The sequence below is a fragment of the Pseudomonas sp. B21-036 genome (assembly GCF_024748925.1).
Lineage (GTDB): Bacteria > Pseudomonadota > Gammaproteobacteria > Pseudomonadales > Pseudomonadaceae > Aquipseudomonas > Aquipseudomonas palmensis.
Map to the genome: position 1 here is coordinate 3,083,167 of NZ_CP087178.1, position 23,662 is coordinate 3,106,828.

Below are 23,662 nucleotides of genomic sequence, written 5' to 3' on the forward strand. Positions count from 1 at the left end.
GGGTAGAAACTAGGGTTAGTGGGTAGCAACGCAAGCGGTAGGGCTTTCGGCCAGCGACACGAACTTGCCGGTGCGGCTGTCGAAGGCCTGGATGCAGCCGCTTTCGATGTCGTAGACCCAGCCATGCAACGTCACGCGCTTTTCTTCCAGCGCGAGGCGTACCGAGGGGTGTGTCTGGATATTGGCCAACTGCGCGATGACGTTTTCGCGCACCATCGAGGCGACCTTGGCGTGCTGATCGACATGCTGGCGGGCCTCGTTGACCACCCGACCGGAATCGGCGTAGCGCAACCAGCCGGCCACGGCGGGCATGTTGTCCAGGCATTTGCAGGTGGCGATGGCGGTCATGGCGCCGCAGTCGGAATGCCCGCAGATCACGATGTCGCTGACTTTCAAGGCTGCGACCGCGTACTCCACCGAGGCGGACACACCGCCTGGCTCAGGGCCGTAGGACGGCACGATGTTGCCCGCATTGCGGATGACGAACAGGTCGCCCGGCTCACGCTGTGTGACCAGCTCCGGCACCAGCCGGCTGTCGGAGCAGGAGATGAACAGCGCCCGCGGGCTCTGCTGGTTGGCCAGGTCTTTGAACAGGCCGGCACGTTCAGGAAAGGCATTGCGCTGGAATTTAAGGAAACCGTCGATGATGTCTTGCATGGTTGACTCCGTTGGTTCGCGATGCGATGAGGCAAAGGTTACGGAGGCCGTGCAATAAGGTAAAAGTCTCATATATGATTATCTGCATCAGATAAACTTATAGGTACAGGCATGCTGGCGCGCCATATTCAGTATTTTCTTGCGGTCGCCGAACATCAGGGCTTTACCAGTGCTGCGGCGGCACTGCATGTTTCGCAGCCCGCGCTGTCGCAGCAAGTGCGCCAGCTGGAGGAAAGCCTCGGGGCGCAGTTGTTCGATCGCTCAGGGCGTAAAACACGCCTGACCGATGCCGGGCAGGTGTACCTGCGTTATGCATTGCGGGCGGCGCAGGAGCTGCGCGAAGGCAAGCGGGCGATCCACGATGTGGGCGATCTCAGTCGAGGAACGCTGCGCATAGCGGTGACGCCAACCTTCACGACCTACCTGGTCGGGCCGTTGGTGGAAGCCTTTCACAGCCGTTACCCGAACATCACGCTGAACGTGCATGAACTGGCCCAGGAGCAGATGGAGAACCTGCTGCTGAGGGACGAACTGGATGTGGGGATTGCGTTTGATGAGGTGCATGCGCCAGACATCGAAGCCTATCCGCTGCTGGTTGAAACGCTTGCCCTGGTCGTTGGTAGCCGACACCCGCTGGCCGGGGCGCGGGCTGTCGGCCTGGAGACGCTGAATGCGCAGTCGCTGATTCTGCTCAGCAAAGCGTTCGCCACCCGCGAACAGATCGACCGCTATTGCAACCAGCACGGCATTCGCCCGCGTGTGGTGATGGAGGCCAATGTGATTGGTGCGTTGATTGAGGTGGTGCGCAGAACCACGCTGTCGACCTTGCTGCCCGCCGCCCTAGCGCAGGAGCACCCAGAGTTGGTGTCTGTCGAGTTGGGGCCGCATCGGCTAGAGCGTACAGCGGTCTTGATGCAGCGCAAGAATGTCTATCAATCTGCGGCTGCCCGTGCGTTTATGGCGCTGGCCAAGGAAGTGGCCGGTGATCTGACGACCAAAACAGATGAGTAGCAGAATACGAAGGGCTTTCAGCGTGCCCGCAACCTCTTCCATGTCGCCATGTACCGACCCATGGCTCGGTACTCAGTACTTGCCCTGCCAGTGCTGCTAAAGTGGCTTATCCATAGGGTTCCGAGGGCTATCGTGTATGTCCGATGCAAGCGAGCTTGTCAATGACAGTGAGGTGTACAGAACCCTTCTGGAGTCGACCAAGGCGATTCCCTGGAAGATTGACTGGGCCTCGATGAAGTTCACCTACATCGGCCCTCAGATCGAGGCGTTGCTGGGCTGGAGCCCTGAAAGTTGGGTGAGCGTGGAAGACTGGGCCATGCGCATGCATGCAGAAGATCGCGAGCATGTGGTGAACTTCTGCGTGACGCAATCCAAGGCTGGTGTGGACCACGAGGCGGACTACCGAGCGCTGACCAAGGACAACGGCTATGTGTGGATCCGCGACGTTGTGCACGTGGTGCGCAATGACAGGGGCGAAGTCGAAGCACTGATCGGCTTCATGTTCGACATCAGCGAACGCAAGAAGACCGAAGACCAGTTGCTGAGTTTGCAGAAGGAACTGGAGGTGCTCTCGTTCAAGGACGGCCTGACGAATATCGCCAACCGTCGTCGCTTCGACAGCTGTTTCGAGTTGGAGTGGGAACGTGCGCGCCGCGAGCGCCGGCCCTTGTCGCTGCTGTTGCTGGACGTCGATTTTTTCAAGCAGTACAACGATTTGTACGGCCATATTCAAGGCGACAAATGTTTGATAGCGATTGCCCAGACCCTGAGTTTGGCGTTGGATGGCCCACACGACCTTGTGGCTCGCTATGGCGGCGAAGAATTTATCGTGCTGCTGCCCGAAGCCGATGCCGAGGTGGCGCGTAAAGTGGCTGAGCGCTGCCAGCGGTTGATCCACAAGCAGTCCATCGTGCATGCGCTATCGCCACATGACCACCGCCTGACTGTCAGCATAGGCGCGGGTTCGATGGTGCCAGGCGAGCGGGACAGGCCTACAGACTTCATCAAAGCCGTGGACCAGCAGCTCTATGCGGCTAAAAACAACGGACGGCACCGCATTGAGTATGTGCAGTTGGAGGGGTTGTCGGGCTGTTCAGCAGTTGAAGGTGCAGAAGAACAAACAACTGCCCGTCCTTCATAGAGGGTCATCAGCAGCCACGGTGATGCTGGAGAAAACGCAGCGGCGAGTGCGATTCGAGATTACTGGGCAAACACGGTCTCGGCCGTCGCTAACGGACCCAAGGCTGCCGGTGGTTAACGGCCGCAATCGGCCAGAAGCGGACTGTAGACAGATAGCTGGCATTCCTACGCTGGCATTCTAGTAATCTCACAACGCTAAAAAGGAACATTCATGTTGGTCATTCAAATTGATCGGGATAGCGTGCATGCAGGGGATGATCTGGAAAGTCACAGGACATCAATCAGGCTTGATCCTGCAGTAACACTGCGCGCTTTGTTCGAAGCGATCCAAGGTATGGGTTACCTGCCTGACATCAGTAGAGGCAAGGCGACGTGGATTATTTGTTCGTCTGGCAAACACATAGGTGTTTTAGCTCAGCAATGGCCAGAAACTAAATTGTTAATCCCCGCCGAGAGCCTCCTGAGTCAGTATTTTGGGGATACCGAACCTCGCCTTCTGTTCAGATATTGGTGCCAGGCAGATCCAGACCATGTCTTTTCACAGATCAAAGCTGGAAATGAACCGCCGTCTCGATTTTAGGACTGGCGGAGGCTACCTACTGATCCAGAAGCTAATATGCCTGCTTTGGGTTGTGGCGGTCTGTTGCAAAGGTGGGCACCGATCTATAGCTGCATCCTTTCGGGTTTGCTAGCCCGAGTACCTTAGGACGTGCAAGCGTCCATCCGTCTCAGCTGACACCTTTTTGCACCCGCTGTTTCGTTTTATGACGGCTGTACGCAGGGCGCATTCGTGCGCGCTGAGTTCCTGGAGTCCCGGTCTACCATCCTGCTTACGGCCGTCACCCTTTGTCGTCGGGTGTTATGGCGACTGTACGCGGGGCGCATTCATGCGCGCCGGGGTCCTTGATCCCTGGTCTGCTAACCCGCGTACAGCTGCCTCCCTTTCGTTCCGCGGGCCGCACACGCGGCCTACCGACCGTCCCCATTGTTACTGTTTCCCCAACAATGCTTTTCGACCTTGAGCATTTATCCGCCCCGCCTCGCCCGCCTAAACTGGCCACCGTTTTCAGGCAGCCCTACCGCGCCGACTCCGCAAAGGCCACCCCAACGCCAACACCCTTTCCCAGAGCCTTCGGCGCCCCCCGTATCGAATGATCGCGCACGCCCTTGCGCGCTGATCGCCACACCCCACGGGTTCGATCTTTACCGCTGCCGACTGAATGCCTTGACCCCTGCGCAGAGCCTGCGTGCACTTTCCATTGACTAACGGAACGTATGAAAAAAATGACGGATGACCATCAACCGCAAACTCGGAAGTTTGCACTCGGCACCACCGCAAGGGTGCTGTTTGCCCTGCTGGTGCTGCTCGTATCGCTGGCGATGATCTACGGCGGCTTCAAACTGGTAGCACTCGATGGCTCGCCGTACTACCTGATCGCAGGCGTTGCATACCTGCTGCTGGCAGCGCTGATGTTCCTGCGCAAAAGCGCCAGCATCGCCCTTTCGGTAGCCATCGCCCTGGCAACCTGTGTGTGGGCATTCTACGAAGTCGGCCAGTTCAGCTACTGGGAGCTGCTGCCACGCCTGGTGGTACCGGCAATCATCCTGACCCTCAGCCTGTGGGTCGGCGCAGCCTTGCCCGGCACCTCGGCAAGCACCCGACGCCTGGCCAACCGCTTCGGCTTTGCGGTGTTCGCGGGGCTGATCGCGACCTTCGTGGCGGCGTTCTACCCGCACGGTGCAATCTCCACCCCGCTCGCCTCCACGGCCAAGCCTGCGCCAACCGAAGCCCCCGCCGCGCCGGAAAACTGGGAGTTCTTCGGCCGCAACGCCTCGGGCACGCGCTTTGCGCCGTTCAGCCAGATCACCCCGGCGAACGTCAAGGACCTGCAAGTGGCCTGGATCTACCGCACCGGCCGCAGAACCACGGGCGCCGGTGCCGGCGTGGACGAGAACACCCCGCTGCAGATCGGCAACGTGCTGTATTCATGCACGCCAGAAAACCTGATCACCGCCCTCGACGCCGACACGGGCAAGCCGATCTGGAAGTTCGACCCGCACGCGCGCAGCGCCGAGCACGTGACGTGCCGCGGCGTGGGCTACCACGACATCGACAAGGACGACAGCCTGAGCGCCGAGGTCAAGGCCTCGTATGGCGAGCAGCAGTGCCGCCAGCGCATCCTGGTGTCGTCGGTCGACGCCCGCCTGTTTGCCCTGGACGCACACACCGGCACCCTGTGCCCGAGCTTTGGCGACAACGGTTATGTCGACCTGAAAAAAGGCATGGGCCCCACCGAGAACAGCAAGCGCTACCACCCCACCTCCCTGCCCGTGGTAATGGGCCACCTCACCGTGGTCGGCGGCTGGGTGCGCGACATCGTCGCCAAGGAGCCGTCGGGCGCCGTGCGTGCCTTCGACGTGCTGACCGGCGCGCTGGTGTGGGCCTGGGACATCGGTGCGCCTGAAGGCCAGGACGCAACCGCCAGCGACCACCAGTTCACCCTGGAAACCCCCAACGTGTGGACCGTGCCCACCTACGACAAGGCACTGAACCTGGTGTACCTGCCCACCGGCAACGGCCCGCCCGACTACTGGGGTGGCGACCGCAACCAGGCCAAGGAAAAGTACGGCTCGGCCGTGGTGGCCGTCGATGCCTCGACCGGCAAGGCCAAATGGGTGTACCAGACTGTGCACCACGACGTGTGGGACTACGACCTGCCCTCGCAACCGGTGCTGTACGACATCAAGAACGCCCAGGGCGAGAAGACCCCGGTGCTGATCCAGACCACCAAGACCGGCAACATCTTCGTGCTGGACCGCCGCACCGGCCAGCCGGTGACTGAAGTTCAGGAGCTGCCCGTACCCACATCCCCCGCCGCCGAAGGCGAACACCTGGCACCGACCCAACCGCACTCGGTGGGCATGCCGGTGATTGGTGCCGAGCCCCTGACCGAGAAGTCCATGTGGGGCGTGAGCACCTTCGACCAGCTGTACTGCCGCATCATGTTCAAGGACTCGGTGTATGTGGGCCCCTTCACCCCGCCGACCGAAAAGCCCTACATCGAATGGCCGGGCCTGCTGGGTGGCATGAACTGGGGTGGCATCTCCATCGACGAAAACACCGGCATGATGTTCGTCAACGACATGCGCGTACCGCTGCGCATGGCGCTGGTCACCAAGGAAAACACCAGCAAGTTCAAGGTTTCCACCGATGAGGTGCCGGGCTTCATGGGTACGATTCGCCCACAAGTGGCGGGCATCTATGGCGGGGTAAAAATCGACATCCTGCAATCCCCCCTGGGCGTGCCGTGCAACACCCCGCCGTTCGGCAGCATGAGCGCCATCGACCTGAACACCCAGAAACTGGTGTGGCAGGTACCGATGGGCACCGTGCAGGACACCGGCCCCCTGGGCCTCAAGACCCACCTGCCGATCCCGCTGGGCATGCCGACGCTGGGCGGCCCTACCTCGACCGCCTCGGGGCTGGTGTTCTTTGCCGGCACCCAGGACTACTACCTGCGGGCCCTGGACTCGGCCACCGGCAAGGAGGTGTGGAAAGCCCGCCTGCCGGTAGGTGCAGTGGCAGCGCCGTTGATCTACCAGTCGCCGGCGACCGGCAAGCAGTATGTGGTGATCTCGGCGGGCGGCATGAGCCATTCGCCTGATGTGGGCGACTACATCATTGCCTATGCGTTGCCCGACGCTACTGAACAGCAGTAACACGCTGGTGGAAGCCGTATGAAAATAATCCCCGGTTTCGGGGATTATTTTTGCCTGATGGAACGCTAGAGAGAGGCGCCGTCGCACGGCTGCCGGGCCTGCGCGCAGACTTCCCAGCCACCACCCAGCGCCTTGTAGATGCCCACAACCGCCAGGCGTTGTCGGGTACGTGCAGCGGTCAGGGCGCGTCGGCTGGCGTAATCGGCGCGCTCGGCCTCAAGCACATCCAGGTAGACGCCCTCGCCCTCCGAGAACCGCGCCCGGGCAAGCCGCGCCGCCTCGCCGTTGGCCGCCGATTCGAGCAATCGCAGCCTCAGGGTATTGCTCGCAGCCCCGTGGGCCTTGAAGGCATCATCGGTTTCCTGCAACGCGCGCAATACCGTCTGGTCGTACACGATCAACGCCTCCCTGGCGCGTGCCTCGCTGGCGGCAATCCGGGCACGTACACGCCCGGTGTCCAGCAGCGACCAGCGAATCATCGGGCCGATAAAGCTCGACAACGCGCCCGCGCCACTCATCCCGTCGAGGCTTCCGGTGACCACACCGATGGAGCCCTGCACCTGCACCTCGGGATAGAGGCCCGCCGTCTCGACCCCGATTTGCGCCGTGGCGGCCGCAAGGGCGCGTTCTGCGGCGGCAATGTCGGAGCGTCTCCAGAGTAACGCCGTGGGCTCACCGACGGCGATCGTGCGCAGGGCCAGCGCCTGATCCCCAGGCTCGGCGGCCGGTGGTGTGAACCGCTGCGGCGGCTCGCCCAGCAGGATCGCCAGGGCGTTGACCGAGGCATCACGCCGACGCTCCAGCTCGGGCACGCTCACCTCGACCGAGCGCAACAGGGCCTCGGCCCGCAGCCGGTCGAACTCGGTGGCCGCCCCAGCGTTCACCTGGCGTTCGACCATGCTCAGGCTGTCGCGCTGGCTTTGGCGGGTATCGGCGGCAACCGCCAACTCGGCCTCGATGCCCCGCAGCTCGAACCAGGTGGCCGCCACCTCGGCCGCCACACTCGCCTGCACCCCGCGCAGCAACGCCTCGCGCGAACCGGCCTGGGCGCGTGCGGCCTCCACCGAGCGGCGCACGCGGCCGAACAGGTCGATTTCCCAGGACGCATCGACCGCCCCCCGATAGGTTTCGTTCTGCCGCGACTGGCCAGCCGGTGTCTGCACTTCGCTCCAGCGGCGGTTCTCGTAGCTGAGCGCAGGGCCGCCACGCGGAAGGAAACCCTGGCGGCTTTCGCGCAACATCGCCCTGGCTTCTTCGAGCCGCACGGCAGCAATCGCGATGTCATGGTTGGCGGCAAGCGCCCGCTGCACCAGCCCGGTCAATGCGGGCTCGTCAAAGGCACCCCACCACCGGGCCTCGACGCTACCGGGGCCAAGCCCGGCAGGCAGCTCATCGAAGCGTGCGGGAAGCTGCGCTGCCGGCAGCGACGGCGCAACGTAGTCGGGGCCCACTGCAGCACACCCGGCCAGCAGCATGAGGGTGGCCAGGGGCGCCAGAACAGCTCGATAGCAAAGGCTCATGAACGGCGCTCCTCCAGGGCAGGCTGGGCTGTGGGCGTGTGCCGCTCGAAGCGGGCCGCCAGGCCACGGATCACCACATAGAAAACCGGGGTCAGGAACAACCCGAACAGCGTCACCCCGAGCATGCCGGCAAACACCGCCACCCCCATGGCCTGGCGCATCTCGGCACCTGCGCCGCTGGCAAGCACCAGCGGCACGACGCCGGCGACGAAGGCCAGGGACGTCATCACGATCGGGCGCAGGCGCAACCGGCATGCCTCCACAACCGCCTCCAGCGCACTCGCCCCCCGCGCTTCCAGGGTGCGGGCGAACTCGACGATGAGGATCGCGTTCTTGGCGGCCAGGCCCACCAGCACGATCAGCCCGATCTGCACGAACACGTTGTTGTCGCCCTCCATCAGCCACACCCCGATGATCGCGCTCAACAGGCACATCGGCACAATCAGCAGCACCGCCAGGGGCAGCAGCCAGCTGTTGTACTGCGCCGCCAGAATCAGGTAGGCCAGCAACACACACAGCGGGAAGATGAACAGCGCCGAATCGCCGGCCAGCTTCTGCTGGTAGGTCAGGTCCGTCCATTCGAAGGTCATGCCTTCAGGCAGCATTTCCCCAGCCAGACGCTCCATCAGCGCAACCGCCTGCCCTGAACTCATGCCCGGCATTGCGCCCCCCGAAATGTCCGCCGAGGGGTAGCCGTTGTAGTGAATCACCCGGTCCGGGCCGGAGCTTGGCGTAACGCTGACAAACGCCGACAACGGCAGCATGGCCCCGGCCGCATTGCGCACCTGCAGGCGGCCGATGGCTTCGGCCTGCATGCGGTGGTCCGTGTCGGCCTGCGCCGTGACCTTGTAGGTGCGGCCAAAGCGGTTGAAGTCGTTGACGTACAGCGAACCCAGGTACACCTGCAGCGCCTCGAACACATCGGTCAGGCGCACGCCCTGGCTCTTGACCTGGGCCCGGTCGATGACCACGTCGAGCTGCGGTGCATTGATATCGAGGCTGGTCATCAGCCCGGCCAACTGCCCCGACTCGGTGGCCTTCATCATCAGGATGCGGGTGTGCTGCACCAGGGCCTCCAGCCCCGCGCCGCTGCGGTCCTCGACTTGCATCTTGAAGCCGCCGGTGGCACCCAGGCCGGGCACCGGGGGTGGCGGGAACACCCCAAGAAAACCATCGGGAATGCCCGCAAACCTGGCCTGCAGGCGCCCGGCGATGGCGGTTGCAGCCAGGTCCGGCGAGGCACGCTCCTTGAACGGGTCGAGCATGATGAACATCACCGCGGCGTTGGGCACGTTGACGAAACCGTTGATCGAAAGCCCCGGGAACGCCACCACGCTTTCGACGCCCGGCTCGTCCAGGGCCAACTGCGACATCTGCCTGGCCACCGCTTCGGTGCGGTCCAGCGACGACGCGTTGGGCAACTGGGCGATGGCCACCAGGTAGTACTTGTCCTGCATCGGTACAAAGCCCGGTGGCACGGCATTGAAGCCGAACGCGGTCAACCCCAGCAGGCCGACGTACACCACAAGCACCAGGCCGCTGAGCCGGACCACCTTGCGCACCGTGTTGCCATAGGCCTGCGGTGCACGCTGGAACGGCCGGCCAAGGGTGCCGAGCAACCGCCGGGCACGCCCGCGCAGGCTGCGGGGGTCGGGGGTGTTGCCGTGCTGGCGTGGCTGCAGCAGCAACCCGGCGAGTGCGGGGCTGAGGGTCAGCGAATTGACCGCCGACAGAATCGTCGAGATGGCAATGGTGAGCGCGAACTGGCGATAGAACTCGCCCTGCAGGCCGCTGAGGAACGCCGTGGGGATGAACACCGCAGCCAGCACCGAGGTGATCGCGATGATGGGCCCGGTCACCTCGTCCATGGCAAGCCTGGCGGCCTGGGCCGGCGCCTCGCCGTTCTCGATATGACGCTCGACGTTCTCCACCACCACGATGGCATCGTCCACCACGATCCCGATCGATAGCACCAGGCCGAACAACGACAGGGTGTTGAGCGAAAAGCCCATCAGGTGCATGACCGCAAAGGTGCCCACCAGCGACACCGGCACCGCCATCAGCGGGATGAGCGACGCGCGCCAGTTGTGCAGAAACAGCACCACCACGATCACCACCAGCATGATCGCCTCCAGCAAGGTGATGGCCACCGACTCCAGCGAGGCCTGCACGAACACCGTGGGGTCATAGGCAATGCGCGAGGTGAGCCCCGCCGGGAAGTTCGCCTCCAGCCGCTGCATGGTTTCGCGCACCGCCTGGGCAACGTCCAGGGCATTGGCGCCCGGGCTCTGGATGATCTGCAGCGCAACGGCCGGTTCGCCATCGAGCAGGCTGCGCAATGCGTAAGAGTCGGCGCCCATCTCGATACGGGCCACATCGCGCAGGCGCGTGACCTGACCGTCGTCGCCGGTGCGAATGATGATGTCGCCAAACTGCTGCTCATCGGTCAGCCGCCCCAGGGTGTTCACGGTTACCTGGAACGCGGCGGTGGCGTTGGGCGCCTGGCCGACCGACCCCGCTGCCACCTGCACGTTCTGCTCGCGCACCGCTTCGATCACCTCGCCTGCGGTGAGCCCGCGCGCGGCGATCAGGTCCGGGTCGAGCCACAGCCGCATGCTGTACTCCCCGGCGCCCCACACCAGCACATCGCTGATGCCGGGCAGGCGCGACAGTTCATCACGCACCTGAAGGTAGGCGTAGTTCGACATGTAGAGCGGGTCGTAGCGTTTGTCGGGAGACAGCAGGTGAACCACCATCAGCATGTCCGGCGAGGTCTTCTGGGTGACCACGCCCTGGTGCTGCACCTCTGCCGGCAGGCGCGGCAGAACCCGCGAAACGCGGTTCTGCACCTGGATCTGCGCAATATCGGCATTGGTGCCCTGGGCGAAAGTGATGGTCAGTACCATCCGGCCATCGGTGGCAGACTGCGACGCCATGTACAGCATGCCCTCGACCCCGGTAATCGCCTGCTCCAGTGGCGCGGCCACGGTCTGTGCGATTACCTGGGGGTTGGCCCCCGGATAGGACGCCGTCACCTGCACGGTCGGCGGCGTGACCGCCGGGTACTCGCTCAGCGGCAGCTGGAAGAAGGCGACGATGCCGGCAATCATCATCAGTATCGAGAGGACGATGGCAAAAATGGGACGATCGATGAAGAAGCGCGGGAATGTCATTGCGCCGCCCCCAGGGTTTGCTGCGCCTTGACGGGCGAACCCTCGATCGAGGTGGGCTGCGGTGTAACCTGCATGTCCGGGCGCACCAGGCCCTTGACCACGATGCGCTCGCCGGGCTGCAGGCCTTTTTCGATCACGCGCAGGCCCTCCACCATCGGGCCGAGTTCGACCGGGCGATACTGGGTCTTGTCGTCCTTGCCCACTACCAGTACGTAGCGGCTGCCCTGGTCGGTCGAAATCGATTGGTCCGAGATCAGCACCCTGGCCTGTGGCGTGCCGGTCTCAAGCTTCACCTTGGCAAACAAACCGGGCGTCAGCTGCCCGTCGGGGTTGTCGACCACCGCGCGAACACGCAGCGTGCCGGTGTTGCGATCGGCGGCGTTGGCCAGAAAATCGACGCGGCCGGGCCGCGCGTACTGCTTGTCGGTGGCCAGCGCCACGCTCACCTTCGCCGCCTGCGCGCCCGCGCCAGGCCGGCTTGATGCGAGCGAGCGCAGGTACGTGCGCTCGTCCACATCGAAGTACACATGCAGGGGGTCGACAGAGACGATGGTGGTCAGTGGCGTCACCCCATTGGTGACGTAGTTGCCTTCGGTGACCAGGGTTTGCCCTACACGCCCACTGATCGGTGCAGTGACCCGCGTGAAGCTCAGGTCGAGCTTTGCAGCGTCCAGCGCGGCCTTTGCGGCATCGACCTGGGCCTGGCCCGCATCGAGCGCCGCAATCGCGCTGTCGAGCCGGTCCCGCGCAACGACCTTTTGCGCATACAGTTGCCGGGCTCGGGCATGGTCTGCCTGGGCCAGCAGCCACGCCGCCCGGGCCTCCTGCAGGCGTGCGGTGGCGGCGTCGAGCGCGGCCTGGAAGGGCCGCGGATCGATGACAAAGAGCTGGCTGCCCTTCTCTACCATGCGGCCCTCGGGCACGCTCACCGCCTGAATGTAGCCGGCCACCCGCGGGCGCAGTTCGACCCGCTTGATCGCGGTCAGCGACCCGGTGAATTCGGCATGGGGCGTTACCGGGCGCACGATCACCTCGGCTACCGGAACACTGGGAGGCTTGGCGGGTTCAGTCGCGGGTGCCGTCTCCTTGCACCCGACGCTGGTGAGCGCGACGCTTAGCGCCGCAGTGAAAAGGGTTACGCGTTTGACGTTCATCACATGGCCTTTCGCACGAGTGTCGACCTGCTTTGCGGGGGCAAAGCAACGTTCGCGTACTTATCCGACTTGCCACGTCTGGAAGGTCAAGGGTTTTCTGACATTGGCCATACCCTGGCGTCAGAGCCACACAATCCGGTCCTTGCCCATGCTCTTGGCCACGTACAGGGCACGATCGGCCCGTTTCAAGGTGTCCTCGTAAGCGTGGTCCTCGGGCAGCATGGCCGTTGCGCCAATGCTCACGGTGACCCCCGTGTCGCCTGCCCAATAGCGGCTCAGCTCTTTGCGAAAGCGCTCATGCAGACGCTCGGCAAGCTGCAGCGCCTGCTCGCGCTCGGTATTGGGCAGGCCCACCACAAACTCGTCGCCACCCAGGCGGCAGGCGAAATCCGTTGCGCGCAGCGCGCAACGACATATCTCGGCCACCGCCTGGATGATCTGATCACCGGCGTGATGCCCCTGGGTATCATTGATTTTCTTGAGGTTGTCCAGATCGAACAGGAACACCGACGTCGGCACGCGATAGCGTGTCAGGGACTCGTGGTGCAGTTTCAGGTCATGTTCGAGCTTTCTGCGGTTGAACAGACCGGTGAGCTGGTCGGTATCGCTCAGTTCCCTGAGCCTGACTTCCAGTGTGTGCCGTTCGGAGATATTGCTGGCGACCCACAGCACGACCTCCTCTTCGTCCACCCTGAAGTTCAGGGCCTGGATGCGCCCTTCGAACCAGATGGGGTCCTTGGGGCCCTCATCGGGCAGGCCCTTCACGTCCCTGTTGCTCAGCTCGTACTCGGCGACCAGCAGGTTTCCCGAGGCCAGTGCCCTGGCAATCTGCTCCAGAAACCAGTTCGCCTTGTCGGCATTGATCAGGTCTGAAATATACAGGCCGATCAGGCCGGACCCATCGTGGTAATAACGCGCGTCGCGGCCACCAAACACCGCAACGTACTTGCCGCTGCGCGACAGAATGAAGGCAGGGTCGGGCAGCGCATCAAGAATAAGGGCCATCTGTGCGGTGTCGATCATGAAGCACTTCTTCTGTGCCGATTGATGAATGGCGTAACGGTAGCCAACAATACCATTACGCCATCATCCGCAACATGGGCCTTGCGGATGCCACCAACGCCGCACGGCGCTTGCGACAGAACCGTTATCGCGTGTGCTGTGCCAAGCGTTTCCGGCCCCCTGCCCTACCTACAGCCCCTAGATCGACACCAACACATCGCACTGCGATTCGCTCAGCACGTGCTTGGTGACGCTGCCCACCAGCAGCTCTTCCAGCGCGCTTTCGCCCTGCTTGCCGACCACGATCAGGTCGCAGTCCAGCTCCTGCTCGGTTTCCACGATCCGCCAGGCTGCGTCGCCGTGTGCCACGATCTGCCGAGCATTGGGCAGGCCGGCGGCTTCGCTCAGGGCCGCAAGTTGCTCCACGGCATCCTTCTTGATGGCGTTGCGGTAGTGCGTGAGGGTGTCCTGGTCGATGTAGGCAAAGCGCATGCTGCCCTCGAAGGGCGCTTCGAACGCGTGCATCAGAATGATTTCGGCCTGCGGGGCCACGGCTTTTGCCAGCTCGATGGCACGCAGGGACGAGGGCGAAAAATCAACCGGCACCAGCACGCGGCGGTACGCCTCGCGCGGGGCCTGTTTGACCACCAGCATCGGGCAGTGCATGCGGCTCAGCATGCGCTGCACGGTGGAGCCCAGCAGGCGGCGCGCCAGGTTCTGCCCCTTGGCCCCGCATACCAGCAGGTTGGTGTGTTTGTCTTGCACCACACGGGTGATTTCGGTAGCCACCGAACCGGGCGCGACCTGTGTGCCAGCGGAGATGGCGTAGCGGTGGAACAGCATGGCAGCCACTGCACGCAGGTTTTCGCCGGCACTTTCCAGCACGCGATTCAACAGGTTGTCATCGGGTACCACAACCTGCTTGAGGCGCTCGTAAGGCGCGGGGTTGGCAACGTAGAGAAGGTCCAGCGCGGCATGCTGCGCCTGGCTCAGGAGTGCGGCCCGCTCTGCTGCGTTGCGCGCAGAAGTGGACAAATCGGTGGCAACCAGTACGTGCTTCAACGGGCTCATGTGGGGCTCCTTATGCAATGTGGCGCATGCGGATCGAGGCGTTGGCCTGCTGTCGATCCGCTCCTTTCGTGCCGCCATGGTCTCCCGAACCCCATAGGCAGCAGCTTGATTTGCGTCAACCTCAAGGCCAGGCATCTGGCTGCGGCAACAAACTGCAACATGTGGGCAGGGTTCATCAGTGTGCTGCCTGGTTTGTCCTGAACTTGGGAGGGAGGCAAAAACCCGGCAGAGCCGGATGGATGCTTTAAGATCGTGCAGTGTTGAAGGCAGCTGACATCGTTCAGCTTTCGACGCGCTCAACACTCAACAGCAATGAGCCAAGGGGAGAACAACATGGCAGTGGATAAAGCTTGCCCGGTGGTGCTGCGCAGCCGTGAAACGTTGGAGATTCTGGCGTTCGCGCATCCGTTGGCGGGCCTGCAGTTGGTCAAGGGAAGTGTGGAGCCAGGTGAGCCGAGCGAAGACGCTGCTGTACGAGAACTGTTCGAGGAAGCCGGAATTCAAGGCACGGTGGGACGAAATCTTGGCGTGTGGCGCGCTGAGGTAACCGGGCATGTGTGGGCATTTCATGAGTGTCACGTCACCCACGAGCTTCCCGACACCTGGGTTCACTTTACCCAGGATGACGGAGGGCACGCGTTCAGGTTTTTCTGGCATCCACTCCATAGCGAGCCATCCGACGCATGGCACCCACTCTACAAGGATGCATTGAGCTTCCTTCGACTTGGCCTCACTGAAGCACCCGTGCCCGGCTAGGCGCCATGTCGGCTATTGGCCGAGCACAAACGGGCGGTAGACACGCTGATGGCAAAGTAAACAACGTCAACTACGCTGCTCGCAGTTGCCGCGTAATAGCCGGATCGAGTCCATCTTGTGGCGCCCTGCTACTTCAAACGTCGGCACCTTGGGAGGATTGATGAGTTGCTTACCCCGTCACGGCAGAGTCTCCTGCTCGCGTTGCCACACCGAGAGTGCGCCAGCATTCGATGTAGCCACTCGCACCGAGGGCGAGTGGCGTATTACGGCAAACCCGCTGGCATGGGGCAGTACTACGCCAGAGGTGGTTGTGCTGGGCTTCTCCAAGGGCCCCACTCAGGCGGGGGCACTTGCCTGCACACCTCACGACGACATCGCCTACAAGGGCAGTCGTCTCAATGTGGGCAAGATTCTGGCCCACGTGGGCCTTATCCCCGCCGCCCCGCCTGACAGGCTCAAGCAACAGGTGGACCGCCTTATTGCGGACAACAACGGGCGCTTTCATTTCGCATCGCTCATCCGTTGCACCGTAGAGCGCCACGACCGCAAGGCTGGTACCTGGAAAGGATCAGGCGGCGGGATGCTGGACAAGTTCATTGCCAGCCCGTTCGGCAAGTCGGTGGCCAGCAACTGTACAACGGCCTTTCTTCGCGACCTGCCGCAAGAGACCCGACTGATCGTGATGTTCGGCCTGGGCACGGGGATGAACTATGTCGCGTCTGCCTACGCGCTGTTGCGCCATGCCCGCCCCGGCGCATGGAAGATGATCAACGCCGTGGCCTACACAGACGGCAGAATCACCGTGGTGCATGTCGAGCACTTTGCGGCGCAAGGCGCCTTGATCCCCAACTGGCTTGGGGAAAGGGATCACCCGAGAAGCAGGCTTGGCCTGCTCTCGAAAGCGGCTGTTCAAGCATCAGGGGTCGGCAACTTCAGCGGGGGAATGGGCATGGCTGATCAACCGGTGCTGGCGGGCAAACACTTCCAGGCGATTCTGGCAAGCGCGCCGCTGAACCAGGCGACGTTCCTTTGCCAGGGTTCGAGCAGCATGCTGTTCGAGCACGGTACTAGGCTCTATCGCCTCACGCTCGAAGGTTGCGGCCACAATTTTCTTGCCCGGCAGTGGGCCCAGGGCAACCGTAATGTCGTCGAGGTCATTCACGACTATGGCGCCGTGGGGCCCTCTGACGCTTCATTCAGGGGAAGCGAAAACGAGTTCTACTGGCTGGCCGAAGTGGAAAGGTTGATAAGCGTGGATGAGGCCAGCGAGCCGTTGCTTGCCAGCCTGCTGTCGGGGTTGCTCGACGACAATGATGATCTGCCGGCCAACGCCGTGCTTGCTGAACAGTGCCTGGCCTTGGCCGGTGAGCATCCCGCGCTGGCGGGGGTGTTGATCACACTCGCCAGGGCGGCGGAATTTGCGCAGCGCCATGAATGTGACGTGGATGCCAAGCTCGACAACCTGATGCGCCGCCCCGCTACTGGGGAGCTGGTGTGGACTGACCCGCTGGGCGGGTGTTTCTATGCGCCGTAGATCAGCAATGAAGTGCTGATTTGGGTGCTATCGAATCTCAGCGATCTGCAAGGCCGCACACGCGGCCCCATCAAGATTGACGTCAGCCCATACGCCGGGCTGCTAGCAAGGCTGAACCGCCATTCGGTTACTGACCTTGCGCCCCAGCACCAGCACCGTGACAAACCCGCAGCCCACCAGTGCCGTGGCCAGGCTCAGCAGCACCGAGCTGCCCATCTGGTCGACGATGCGCCCGCCAAAGAACGACCCCAGCGCAATGATCACCTGAAACAAAGCCACGAACAGCGGCATGCCACGCTCGACATCCTTGGGCGCCACCACGAACATCCAGATGCTGGCGCAGGCCGGAAAGGCACCGAAGGCAAAGCCCCACAGCGCGATCAGCATCACCGCACCGGTCATGCCGGTGGCGAAGTAAGGGAACAGCGCCGTGCTGACGGCAATCATCAGCGCCACCAGCATCAGCGTGTAACGTACGCTGCGGTTGGCGGCAAACCCGGCGAAGACATTCCCCAGCACCCCGGCCACGCCATACAGCAACAGCAGCGAGCCAATGGTCGGCCCATCGAAGCCGGCGCTTTGCTTGAAGAACGGTGCCACATAGGTGTACGCGGCAAAGTGCGCCAGGCCGATCAGCAACACCGCAATCAGGCCGACCCGGGCCTGCGGATTGATGAACAGTGCCGGCAGGTCACTGATGCGAATGGCCTTGTCGGGGTTGAGCCGCGGCAGCAGGAACACCTGGGCCAGCAGCACCGGTACACCCACCAGCGCGGTCACCAGGAAGGTCATGCGCCAGCCCATCAGGCCACTGAGCCAGGTGCCGACGGGCACGCCCAGCACGGTGGCCAGGGTCACACCCACCATGATGATCGAGGTGGCCTGGGCTACCCCCACACCCTTGGGGGCCAGGCGGCCGCTGAGGGCGATGGCCGTGGCCCAGAACCCGCCGATGCTCACCCCCAGCAGCACACGGCCGAACAGCAGCAGGCTGAAGTCGGTGGCGTAGGCCACCACCGCATTGGCGATGATCATGATCAGGGTCAGGCCGATCAGCAGGTAGCGCCGGTCCATCGCGCCGATGCCCACCGACAGCAAGGGCGCGGCGAGTGCGGCCATGATGCCGGGCAGCGTCACCATCAGGCCGGCACGACCGGCACTGATGCCCAGGTCGCTGGCGACATCGTTGAGTACGCCCACCGGCAGAAATTCGCTGGTCACCAGGGCAAAGGCGCCCACCGCGACCGAGAGAATCGCCAGCCACTGCTGTTTGACGCTCTGTTGATTGTGTTCGGGAAGGCCGCTAGGGGCCTGGCTTGCGCTTGGCATGGTGCTGGGTTCCATGGGGGAAATGACGCCTTGAGCAGGCGCGGGAAGCGGGGAAAAATCGAAGGCGATTATACAAGCGGGTTTTACCGCGCCGACAGGCGGGCCCTTTGATAGTAATCATCAGCGCTATCGATGAAAGGCCCGTAGTAGAGCAACTGCTGCAGGCCCATGCAAGCTTGGCCCAGCTTGCCGGGCATGCCAAGCCCCGGTACCTGACGCAACATCCGCCAAGGCCCTGCCCAGCGTCTCAAATAATTTGAACCGCCTCTGGGCGAACTCGCCTAATGATCAGCATGTGGATGATCCCACAGGCAACGTGCCAATACCGGCAAGCGCTATCAGAGGTGGTCAACGTGGCTAAGGACGAGAAGAAAAGCAAAGACGGGTCTTCAAAAGCCAGCAAGGATTTGAAAGACAAGAAGTCATCATCGGCAAAGAAATCAGCTGCGGCATCGGCTCTTTCCAAAGCCTCTGAAAAGAAAGAAAAGAAAGACAAGAAAAAAGATGCCGAACCCAAGAAATCTGCAAAAAAATCGGACAGCAAGCCAGAGAAGGCCAAGAAGTCGGACAAGGCAGATAAACCTGCGAAAAAGAAAAAGTGACGGTTGCGATTGGCCAGGGCTTCATGCCCTGGCCTTCTCACGCTGAATCGCGCTCCCGTCACTGAGAGATGATCGCCTTGGGTCCAGCGCCCTACAGCGACTCAAGAAACGCCCGAATCGCCGCCCGTTCCTTCGCCCCCAGCGTTACATAGCGCTGCCGGGCCACTTGCGCTTCACCGCCATGCCACACGATGGCTTCCTCCAGCGTGCGCGCTCGGCCGTCGTGCAGGTAGCCACTGCCGTGGTTGATCCGCTCACCCAGCCCAAGCCCCCACAGCGCAGGGGTGCGCCACTCGCGGCCGTTGGCGAGAAAGTCCTCACGGCCATCGGCCAACCCCTCGCCCATGTCGTGCAACAACAAATCGGTGTACGGCGCGATCCGTTGCTGGCTCAGCGCCGGGTACAGCAGGTGTGTGCCCGTGACCAGTTCGGGCCGGTGACAGGCCGTGCAGCCAATCGCGGCAAACAGTTTTTCACCCTGCACAACCGCAGGCTCGGCCTGCTGCCGGCGCGCAGGCACGGCCAGGTGGGCGAGGTAGAAATGCAGGTCACCAAGCTGCATCGCGTCCAGCTCCGGCTCGCCGCCGTGGGGCGCCTGCGCGCAGGCCTGTTGGGCAGGCGTGCAGTTCTGCTCAGGAGCCAGCGTGGAGGTGATGCCCAGGTCGCCCAGCATGGCGTGGGCGATCTGTTGGCGCAGGTCGGGCTGGTTGGCCTTGAGGCCAAAGCGGCCCGCCTCGGCACGCTGTCGCTCCACACTCCACACCTGATTGACGCGCCCGGTCACGCCGTCGGGCTTGGCTTCAGCCGCCATGGCCTGCAGCGTGCTGGCCTCGATGGCCTCCAGCAAACCGAGGCCGAATACCGGCGAGCCCACCCGCGCCGAGGTCAACACCCCGTCCAGTGGCCCATAGGCCAGCTCCCGCAGGTCGACACGCGGCGTGCGCAGCATCACGGTTTCGCCATCGCCCAGCGGCACCGCGTGTTCCTGCCAGTACACATGGGCCCGCCCTTCCCCCGGCACGCCGGGCACACCTTGGTCGTTGAGCTGGTCGCCATACACAGGATGAGGCTTCGGCCCGCCGTGGGCATCGCGGCCCGGCACGGACAGGCGCAGCAACAGGCTGCGCATCGCCTCCCCCTGCTGCGGCGCCTGGCCACGACCGTTCTTGGGGTGGCAGGCGATGCACGACACCCGGTTGTACAACGGCCCGAGCCCATCCACCGCTTCGTCGCGAGACGGCGCGACCACCCACGCCTGCCGGAACAGGCTGCGCCCGCGAAAGAAGCGCTCCAGCTGGCCTTCGTCCAGCCCGGCGAAGGGCTGGGCATAGGCTTCACGGTTGACCGCGGTGTGGGTGACATCGGCGCTGGCGAGCGCGCTCACCAGCAAACCGATCGACAGCCCGGCGATGCGCACAACGGTCACTGACCCAGCCCCTCCAGCAACCGCGCCGCCTCTGCCCGCTGCAGCGCGGCCTGGAATTGCCAGGTGATCTCGGTGCGGCCCAGTGCATCCTGGTCGGTTGCCGGCTCGTGGGCCATGCCCTTGTCCTGACGTGCCGCGAACAGGCCCAGCAACGGCTTGGCCTCGGCTTGCCCGGCAGTCAGTGGCGGCGCGGTCAACAGCTGACGTATGGCGGCTACGTCATGCCCCGCCGCTTCGGCCGCGTGCAGCCGCGTCCAGAGTTCGTTCAGCGCCTCGTGGGGCAGGCCCAGCCATTGGGTGAACAGCGAACTGATCAGCGCCAGGCGTTCGCGCGAGCTGCCGTTGCCGTAGTCATAGGCGCCGTGCCCCGCGGCAACGAACGGGTCGTGGTACTGCGCGGGCAGCTGCGCATACACGCTCGGGCGCACCGGCAGCTTGCGAATGTCGGCATCGGCCAGCAGCGCCTGCCCGGCGTCGGACAACACGTACCGTGCGAACGCCCGGGCACCGGCCGGCGCCTGGGTGCTTGCGGTAATGGCGATGAATGCCGGGTTGAGCCCGCCGTGGGCCGGGTACACGAAGTCCACCGGCTCGTCATTGGCCTTGGCCGAGGCGACGAAGAAGTCGATCGACAAGCCAACCGCTGCCCGCCCGCTGGTGACTTCGTCACTCACCAGCGTACCGCCGCGCGTGACCAGCCGCGCCTGCCCGGCCAGCTCGCTCCACAGGGCCCAGCCGCGCTCCCAGCCATAGGCGCGCAGCACGATATCCAGCAGCACCGGGGCAAACCCGACCCGGCCCGGGTCGGGCAGCGCCACCCGCCCGCGCAACCGGGCGTCAAGCAGGTCGGGCCAGTCCTTGGGCGTGGGCACGCCCAGCTCGGCGAGCGACGCGGCGTTGATGGCAAAGCCGTAACCTGCCAGCTCAGTCGCCTGGTACAGGTTTTTTTGATCACGCAACGCCAGGCCGCCGATCTGCGCCGGCAGGCCCTCCAGGCTGATACCCAGCGGCTGCCAACTGCCCGCCTTCGCCAGCCGGGTGAAGTTGCCCGGCGACGGCGCCCAGTACACATCCACCCCGCCCTGTCTGGCTTGCAGCAGGTACGGCAAGGCATCGAAGCCCTGGCGCCAGAGGACCTGCAGGCGATACTCCGGGTGGGCCTGGGCGAAGCCATCCTCCACCCGCGTCATCACCTCCTGGGGGTAGCTGGTCATCACCACCACGCTTTGCGGGGCCGCGCTCAGCAGGCCGCTGAACGCCAGCAGCAGGCCCGCCAGCCAGCGGTTACAGCGGCACATTGAATTGCACGAAATATTGACGGCCCATTTCCGGGTAGCCCTCGCTGTACTCGTACAGGCGGTCGAACAGGTTGCGCACGCCGCCCTCGATCAGCACGTCGTTGCTGAAGCGGTAGCCGGTCTTGAGGTTGTACACCGCGTAGCCCGGTGCCATCTGGGTGGCGTCGGAGGTGTTGTAGCGACGCGAGGCCGCCTCCACGCTGGCGGTGTGCTTCCAGGCGTCGAGGTTCCACGAGGCCGAGCCGAACAGGCTGTGGCGCGGGGTGTCGGTGGGGTGCAGGTCGCGGTCGCTGCGGTTCTCGCGGTCGAGGAAGGTGTAGTTGGCTGCCAGCTCCCACTCGCCCAGGTCGCCGTTGATGCCCAGCTCCACCCCCTGGTTGCGCGCCTTGGCGATGTTCTGGAACTGGCCGCAGGGCGCGGCGCAGTTGTCCTGCGCGGGCACGGTGACCTTCTGGATGGAGTCTTCGATATTGGCCACGAACAGCGCCGCATCCAGCTGCCATTGCGGGGCAACCTGGCCGCTGTAGCCGAACTCGTAGTGCGTGGCGCGTTCGGACTTCAGGTCCGGGCTGGGGATGACCGTACCGAAGCGGGTCGAGTAGCGGTCCTTGATGGTCGCAAAGCGGCTTTTGCGCGCCACGGTGAGGCGCAGTTGGCCGTTGTCATCGGTGCCCAGCAGCGGGTTGGTGTTGGCGAACAGGCCGAGCTGCGCGTTGACCGCGTCGTTGCTGCCGGTGGGTTCGTCGTACAGCACGGCCTGCTTGGGCGAGCTGGCGGTGGTGCCGTAGTTTTCGGCATCCAGGCTCTTGCGGTAGTTGTAGGAAACGCCGCCCACCACGCTGAAAATCTCGTTCAGGCGCAGGGTGTCTTCCAGGGCAATCGACTGGGTCTGGTCGCGAAAGTGGGTTTGCGGGCTGTCGCCATCGCGGGAGCGGTGCACGTCATCCTTGAAGTGGTAGGCGATGCCCAGGCGGTTGTTCTCGGTCAGGGCCAGGTCGCCTTCCACCGAGAAGCCGGTGCTCTCGTCGTCGTACTTGCTCGGGAAGCCCTTCTGCAGGTTACCCACCACGCCGTTGCGGTAGGCGAAGCTTTCCAGCGAGTTCTTGAAGGTGTCGTGGTACACACGGGTTTTCAGAAAGTGCTCGCCAAAGCCGGTTTTGGTGGCGATGAACACGCTGGTGTTGTCCGAGCGCGGCCACTCCCACCAGCGTGCGCGCTGGCCGGTCGGCGGCAGCTTGCCGGCATAGGTGGGCTGGCCCTTGCTGCCCTCCTGCTGAACGTAGCCGAGCACGTATTCATCGGTTTCGTTGGGGGTGAAGCCCAGCTTGAAGCTGAACTTGGTGTCGCGGTGGTCGCTGTTCTCGCGCCGGCCGGTGCCTTGCTGGTTGTTGGTGGGTTTGAAGTCGTCGGGCAGCAGGGTGTAGTCGTAATCCACATACGATACCCCGCCCTGCATCCACCACGCGCCCTGGTTGGAACCCACGTTGGCGTAGGTGCGGTAGGCGTTCACGTTGCCGTGATCGGTCAGCTCCAGCCCTCCGCCCACTTCGCCTTCGAATTCCTGCACCGGGCGCCGGGTAACCAGGTTGATCGCCCCGCCCAGGGTGTTGGGGCCGTACAGCAGCGAGGCAAAGCCCTTGTCCACCTGAATGCGCGACAGGTCGTAGGTGGTGAAGCGGCCCAGGTCGATGTTGCCGTCGTAGGGCACGTAGGTGGGGATGCCGTCGATATACACCGGCACCTGCAGGCGATCGAAGCCGCGCACGAACACCACTTGCTCGGCGCGACCGCCGATATAGCCCAGGTTGACGCCGGGGGCCAGGGTGAGCGCGCTGGCGACGGTTTCGCGGTCGTGCAGGCGGATGTCCTTCAGGTCGATGACCGAGCCGCCGGTGGACAGGGTTTCGTCCTGGGGCGCGGAGATCTGAATTTCGCCGAGGGTGAAGGTGTTTTTCTGCTCCGCGAGGGCGGATTCACCGCCCAGGGCTGCGACGGCAACCAGCAGGGCGTGCGGTGTTAGCGGCTTCATTGCTGCTCCTGTGTCGGCCTTGACGTAGGCGGCGCCCGGGCGACGTTGTGTATTATTTTATATAGCGACCGACGGTTTTTCTGGTCACGACCTCCCCAAAAGGTGATCAGCCGGTGGTTGCTTTAGGGGGGAAAGCGGGATGGCGCAGGGCCAAACGGCAGGAATGCTAGCGTTGTTCACAGGACGTTACAACGCTGTACACAAAAATATATAGCGAATTGACCAACCCAGAAGCGGGGC

General features: G+C 63.6%; 17 protein-coding genes. 7 read left to right on the forward strand and 10 right to left on the reverse strand.

Translation table 11 applies throughout. The features are described from left to right. Positions 1–15: 15 nt before the first annotated feature. Positions 16–657, reverse strand: coding sequence for a carbonic anhydrase (locus LOY33_RS13910; protein ID WP_054914637.1), 642 nt, complete (start codon positions 655–657; stop codon positions 16–18). A 111-nt stretch (positions 658–768) separates the two neighbouring features. Here LOY33_RS13910 and cynR point away from each other — a divergent pair, with 111 nt between their 5' ends. The 4 genes from cynR (at position 769) to LOY33_RS13930 (ending at position 6,528) form a co-directional block, all read left to right on the forward strand. Beyond that, positions 769–1,668: a transcriptional regulator CynR gene (cynR, locus tag LOY33_RS13915; protein WP_116054324.1), complete on the forward strand. Its 900-nt coding sequence runs from the start codon at positions 769–771 to the stop codon at positions 1,666–1,668. A 136-nt stretch (positions 1,669–1,804) separates the two neighbouring features. Then, the gene (locus tag LOY33_RS13920) at positions 1,805–2,809 is read left to right on the forward strand and encodes a sensor domain-containing diguanylate cyclase (protein ID WP_258658864.1); all 1,005 of its coding nucleotides are present in this window, start codon (positions 1,805–1,807) and stop codon (positions 2,807–2,809) included. Between the two features lie 210 nt (positions 2,810–3,019). Beyond that, positions 3,020–3,388 (forward strand): hypothetical protein, encoded by a 369-nt coding sequence (locus LOY33_RS13925; protein ID WP_258658874.1) that lies wholly within the window; start codon positions 3,020–3,022, stop codon positions 3,386–3,388. A gap of 704 nt (positions 3,389–4,092) precedes the next feature. Continuing rightward, positions 4,093–6,528 carry a membrane-bound PQQ-dependent dehydrogenase, glucose/quinate/shikimate family gene (locus LOY33_RS13930; protein ID WP_258662894.1) on the forward strand — a complete coding sequence of 812 codons (2,436 nt, stop codon included), beginning with the start codon at positions 4,093–4,095 and terminating at the stop codon, positions 6,526–6,528. Between the two features lie 65 nt (positions 6,529–6,593). Here the strand turns inward: LOY33_RS13930 and LOY33_RS13935 are convergent, their stop codons facing one another. The 5 genes from LOY33_RS13935 to LOY33_RS13955 form a co-directional block, all read right to left on the reverse strand. Beyond that, positions 6,594–8,048, reverse strand: a complete 1,455-nt coding sequence (locus tag LOY33_RS13935; protein WP_258658876.1) for an efflux transporter outer membrane subunit — start codon at positions 8,046–8,048, stop codon at positions 6,594–6,596. Continuing rightward, positions 8,045–11,221 (reverse strand): efflux RND transporter permease subunit, encoded by a 3,177-nt coding sequence (locus tag LOY33_RS13940; RefSeq protein WP_258658878.1) that lies wholly within the window; start codon positions 11,219–11,221, stop codon positions 8,045–8,047. Before LOY33_RS13940 ends, LOY33_RS13935 begins: the two co-directional genes overlap by 4 nt. Then, positions 11,218–12,375 carry an efflux RND transporter periplasmic adaptor subunit gene (locus tag LOY33_RS13945; RefSeq protein ID WP_078480304.1) on the reverse strand — a complete coding sequence of 386 codons (1,158 nt, stop codon included), beginning with the start codon at positions 12,373–12,375 and terminating at the stop codon, positions 11,218–11,220. Before LOY33_RS13945 ends, LOY33_RS13940 begins: the two co-directional genes overlap by 4 nt. Before the next feature lie 120 nt (positions 12,376–12,495). Further along, entirely contained in the window at positions 12,496–13,398 is a 903-nt protein-coding gene (locus tag LOY33_RS13950; protein ID WP_258658883.1) for a GGDEF domain-containing protein, read from the reverse strand. Between the two features lie 177 nt (positions 13,399–13,575). Beyond that, positions 13,576–14,448: a universal stress protein gene (locus LOY33_RS13955; RefSeq protein WP_100632842.1), complete on the reverse strand. Its 873-nt coding sequence runs from the start codon at positions 14,446–14,448 to the stop codon at positions 13,576–13,578. Between the two features lie 333 nt (positions 14,449–14,781). Here LOY33_RS13955 and LOY33_RS13960 point away from each other — a divergent pair, with 333 nt between their 5' ends. Together LOY33_RS13960 and LOY33_RS13965 are read left to right on the forward strand one after the other, a co-directional pair. Continuing rightward, the gene (locus LOY33_RS13960) at positions 14,782–15,204 is read left to right on the forward strand and encodes an NUDIX domain-containing protein (protein WP_236176356.1); all 423 of its coding nucleotides are present in this window, start codon (positions 14,782–14,784) and stop codon (positions 15,202–15,204) included. Between the two features lie 310 nt (positions 15,205–15,514). Further along, entirely contained in the window at positions 15,515–16,738 is a 1,224-nt protein-coding gene (locus LOY33_RS13965) for a hypothetical protein (RefSeq protein ID WP_258658890.1), read from the forward strand. A 102-nt stretch (positions 16,739–16,840) separates the two neighbouring features. Here the strand turns inward: LOY33_RS13965 and LOY33_RS13970 are convergent, their stop codons facing one another. Beyond that, positions 16,841–18,067, reverse strand: a complete 1,227-nt coding sequence (locus LOY33_RS13970; RefSeq protein ID WP_258658893.1) for an MFS transporter — start codon at positions 18,065–18,067, stop codon at positions 16,841–16,843. 353 nt (positions 18,068–18,420) lie between these two features. Between LOY33_RS13970 and LOY33_RS13975 the strand changes: the two genes are divergently transcribed. Continuing rightward, positions 18,421–18,669 (forward strand): hypothetical protein, encoded by a 249-nt coding sequence (locus LOY33_RS13975; RefSeq protein ID WP_231390615.1) that lies wholly within the window; start codon positions 18,421–18,423, stop codon positions 18,667–18,669. Between the two features lie 91 nt (positions 18,670–18,760). Here LOY33_RS13975 and LOY33_RS13980 read toward each other — a convergent pair whose 3' ends face one another. Genes LOY33_RS13980 through LOY33_RS13990 form a run of 3 tightly spaced genes read right to left on the reverse strand, consistent with a single transcriptional unit; the run spans position 18,761 to position 23,422 of the window. Next, a complete protein-coding gene (locus LOY33_RS13980; RefSeq protein ID WP_258658908.1) occupies positions 18,761–20,095 on the reverse strand; it encodes a di-heme oxidoredictase family protein in 1,335 nt (444 codons plus the stop codon). Continuing rightward, entirely contained in the window at positions 20,092–21,393 is a 1,302-nt protein-coding gene (locus tag LOY33_RS13985) for an extracellular solute-binding protein (RefSeq protein WP_258658909.1), read from the reverse strand. Before LOY33_RS13985 ends, LOY33_RS13980 begins: the two co-directional genes overlap by 4 nt. After that, the gene (locus LOY33_RS13990; RefSeq protein WP_258658911.1) at positions 21,380–23,422 is read right to left on the reverse strand and encodes a TonB-dependent siderophore receptor; all 2,043 of its coding nucleotides are present in this window, start codon (positions 23,420–23,422) and stop codon (positions 21,380–21,382) included. Before LOY33_RS13990 ends, LOY33_RS13985 begins: the two co-directional genes overlap by 14 nt. Between the last annotated feature and the right edge of the window lie 240 nt (positions 23,423–23,662).

Excerpts from the sequence above, each read along its gene's own strand:
- LOY33_RS13910 (WP_054914637.1), bottom strand. The coding sequence starts at position 657 with ATGCAAGACATCATCGACGGTTTCCTTAAATTCCAGCGCAATGCCTTT.
- cynR (WP_116054324.1), top strand. The coding sequence starts at position 769 with ATGCTGGCGCGCCATATTCAGTATTTTCTTGCGGTCGCCGAACATCAG.
- LOY33_RS13920 (WP_258658864.1), top strand. The coding sequence starts at position 1,805 with ATGTCCGATGCAAGCGAGCTTGTCAATGACAGTGAGGTGTACAGAACC.
- LOY33_RS13925 (WP_258658874.1), top strand. The coding sequence starts at position 3,020 with ATGTTGGTCATTCAAATTGATCGGGATAGCGTGCATGCAGGGGATGAT.
- LOY33_RS13930 (WP_258662894.1), top strand. The coding sequence starts at position 4,093 with ATGACGGATGACCATCAACCGCAAACTCGGAAGTTTGCACTCGGCACC.
- LOY33_RS13935 (WP_258658876.1), bottom strand. The coding sequence starts at position 8,048 with ATGAGCCTTTGCTATCGAGCTGTTCTGGCGCCCCTGGCCACCCTCATG.
- LOY33_RS13940 (WP_258658878.1), bottom strand. The coding sequence starts at position 11,221 with ATGACATTCCCGCGCTTCTTCATCGATCGTCCCATTTTTGCCATCGTC.
- LOY33_RS13945 (WP_078480304.1), bottom strand. The coding sequence starts at position 12,375 with ATGAACGTCAAACGCGTAACCCTTTTCACTGCGGCGCTAAGCGTCGCG.
- LOY33_RS13950 (WP_258658883.1), bottom strand. The coding sequence starts at position 13,398 with ATGATCGACACCGCACAGATGGCCCTTATTCTTGATGCGCTGCCCGAC.
- LOY33_RS13955 (WP_100632842.1), bottom strand. The coding sequence starts at position 14,448 with ATGAGCCCGTTGAAGCACGTACTGGTTGCCACCGATTTGTCCACTTCT.
- LOY33_RS13960 (WP_236176356.1), top strand. The coding sequence starts at position 14,782 with ATGGCAGTGGATAAAGCTTGCCCGGTGGTGCTGCGCAGCCGTGAAACG.
- LOY33_RS13970 (WP_258658893.1), bottom strand. The coding sequence starts at position 18,067 with ATGCCAAGCGCAAGCCAGGCCCCTAGCGGCCTTCCCGAACACAATCAA.
- LOY33_RS13985 (WP_258658909.1), bottom strand. The coding sequence starts at position 21,393 with ATGTGCCGCTGTAACCGCTGGCTGGCGGGCCTGCTGCTGGCGTTCAGC.
- LOY33_RS13990 (WP_258658911.1), bottom strand. The coding sequence starts at position 23,422 with ATGAAGCCGCTAACACCGCACGCCCTGCTGGTTGCCGTCGCAGCCCTG.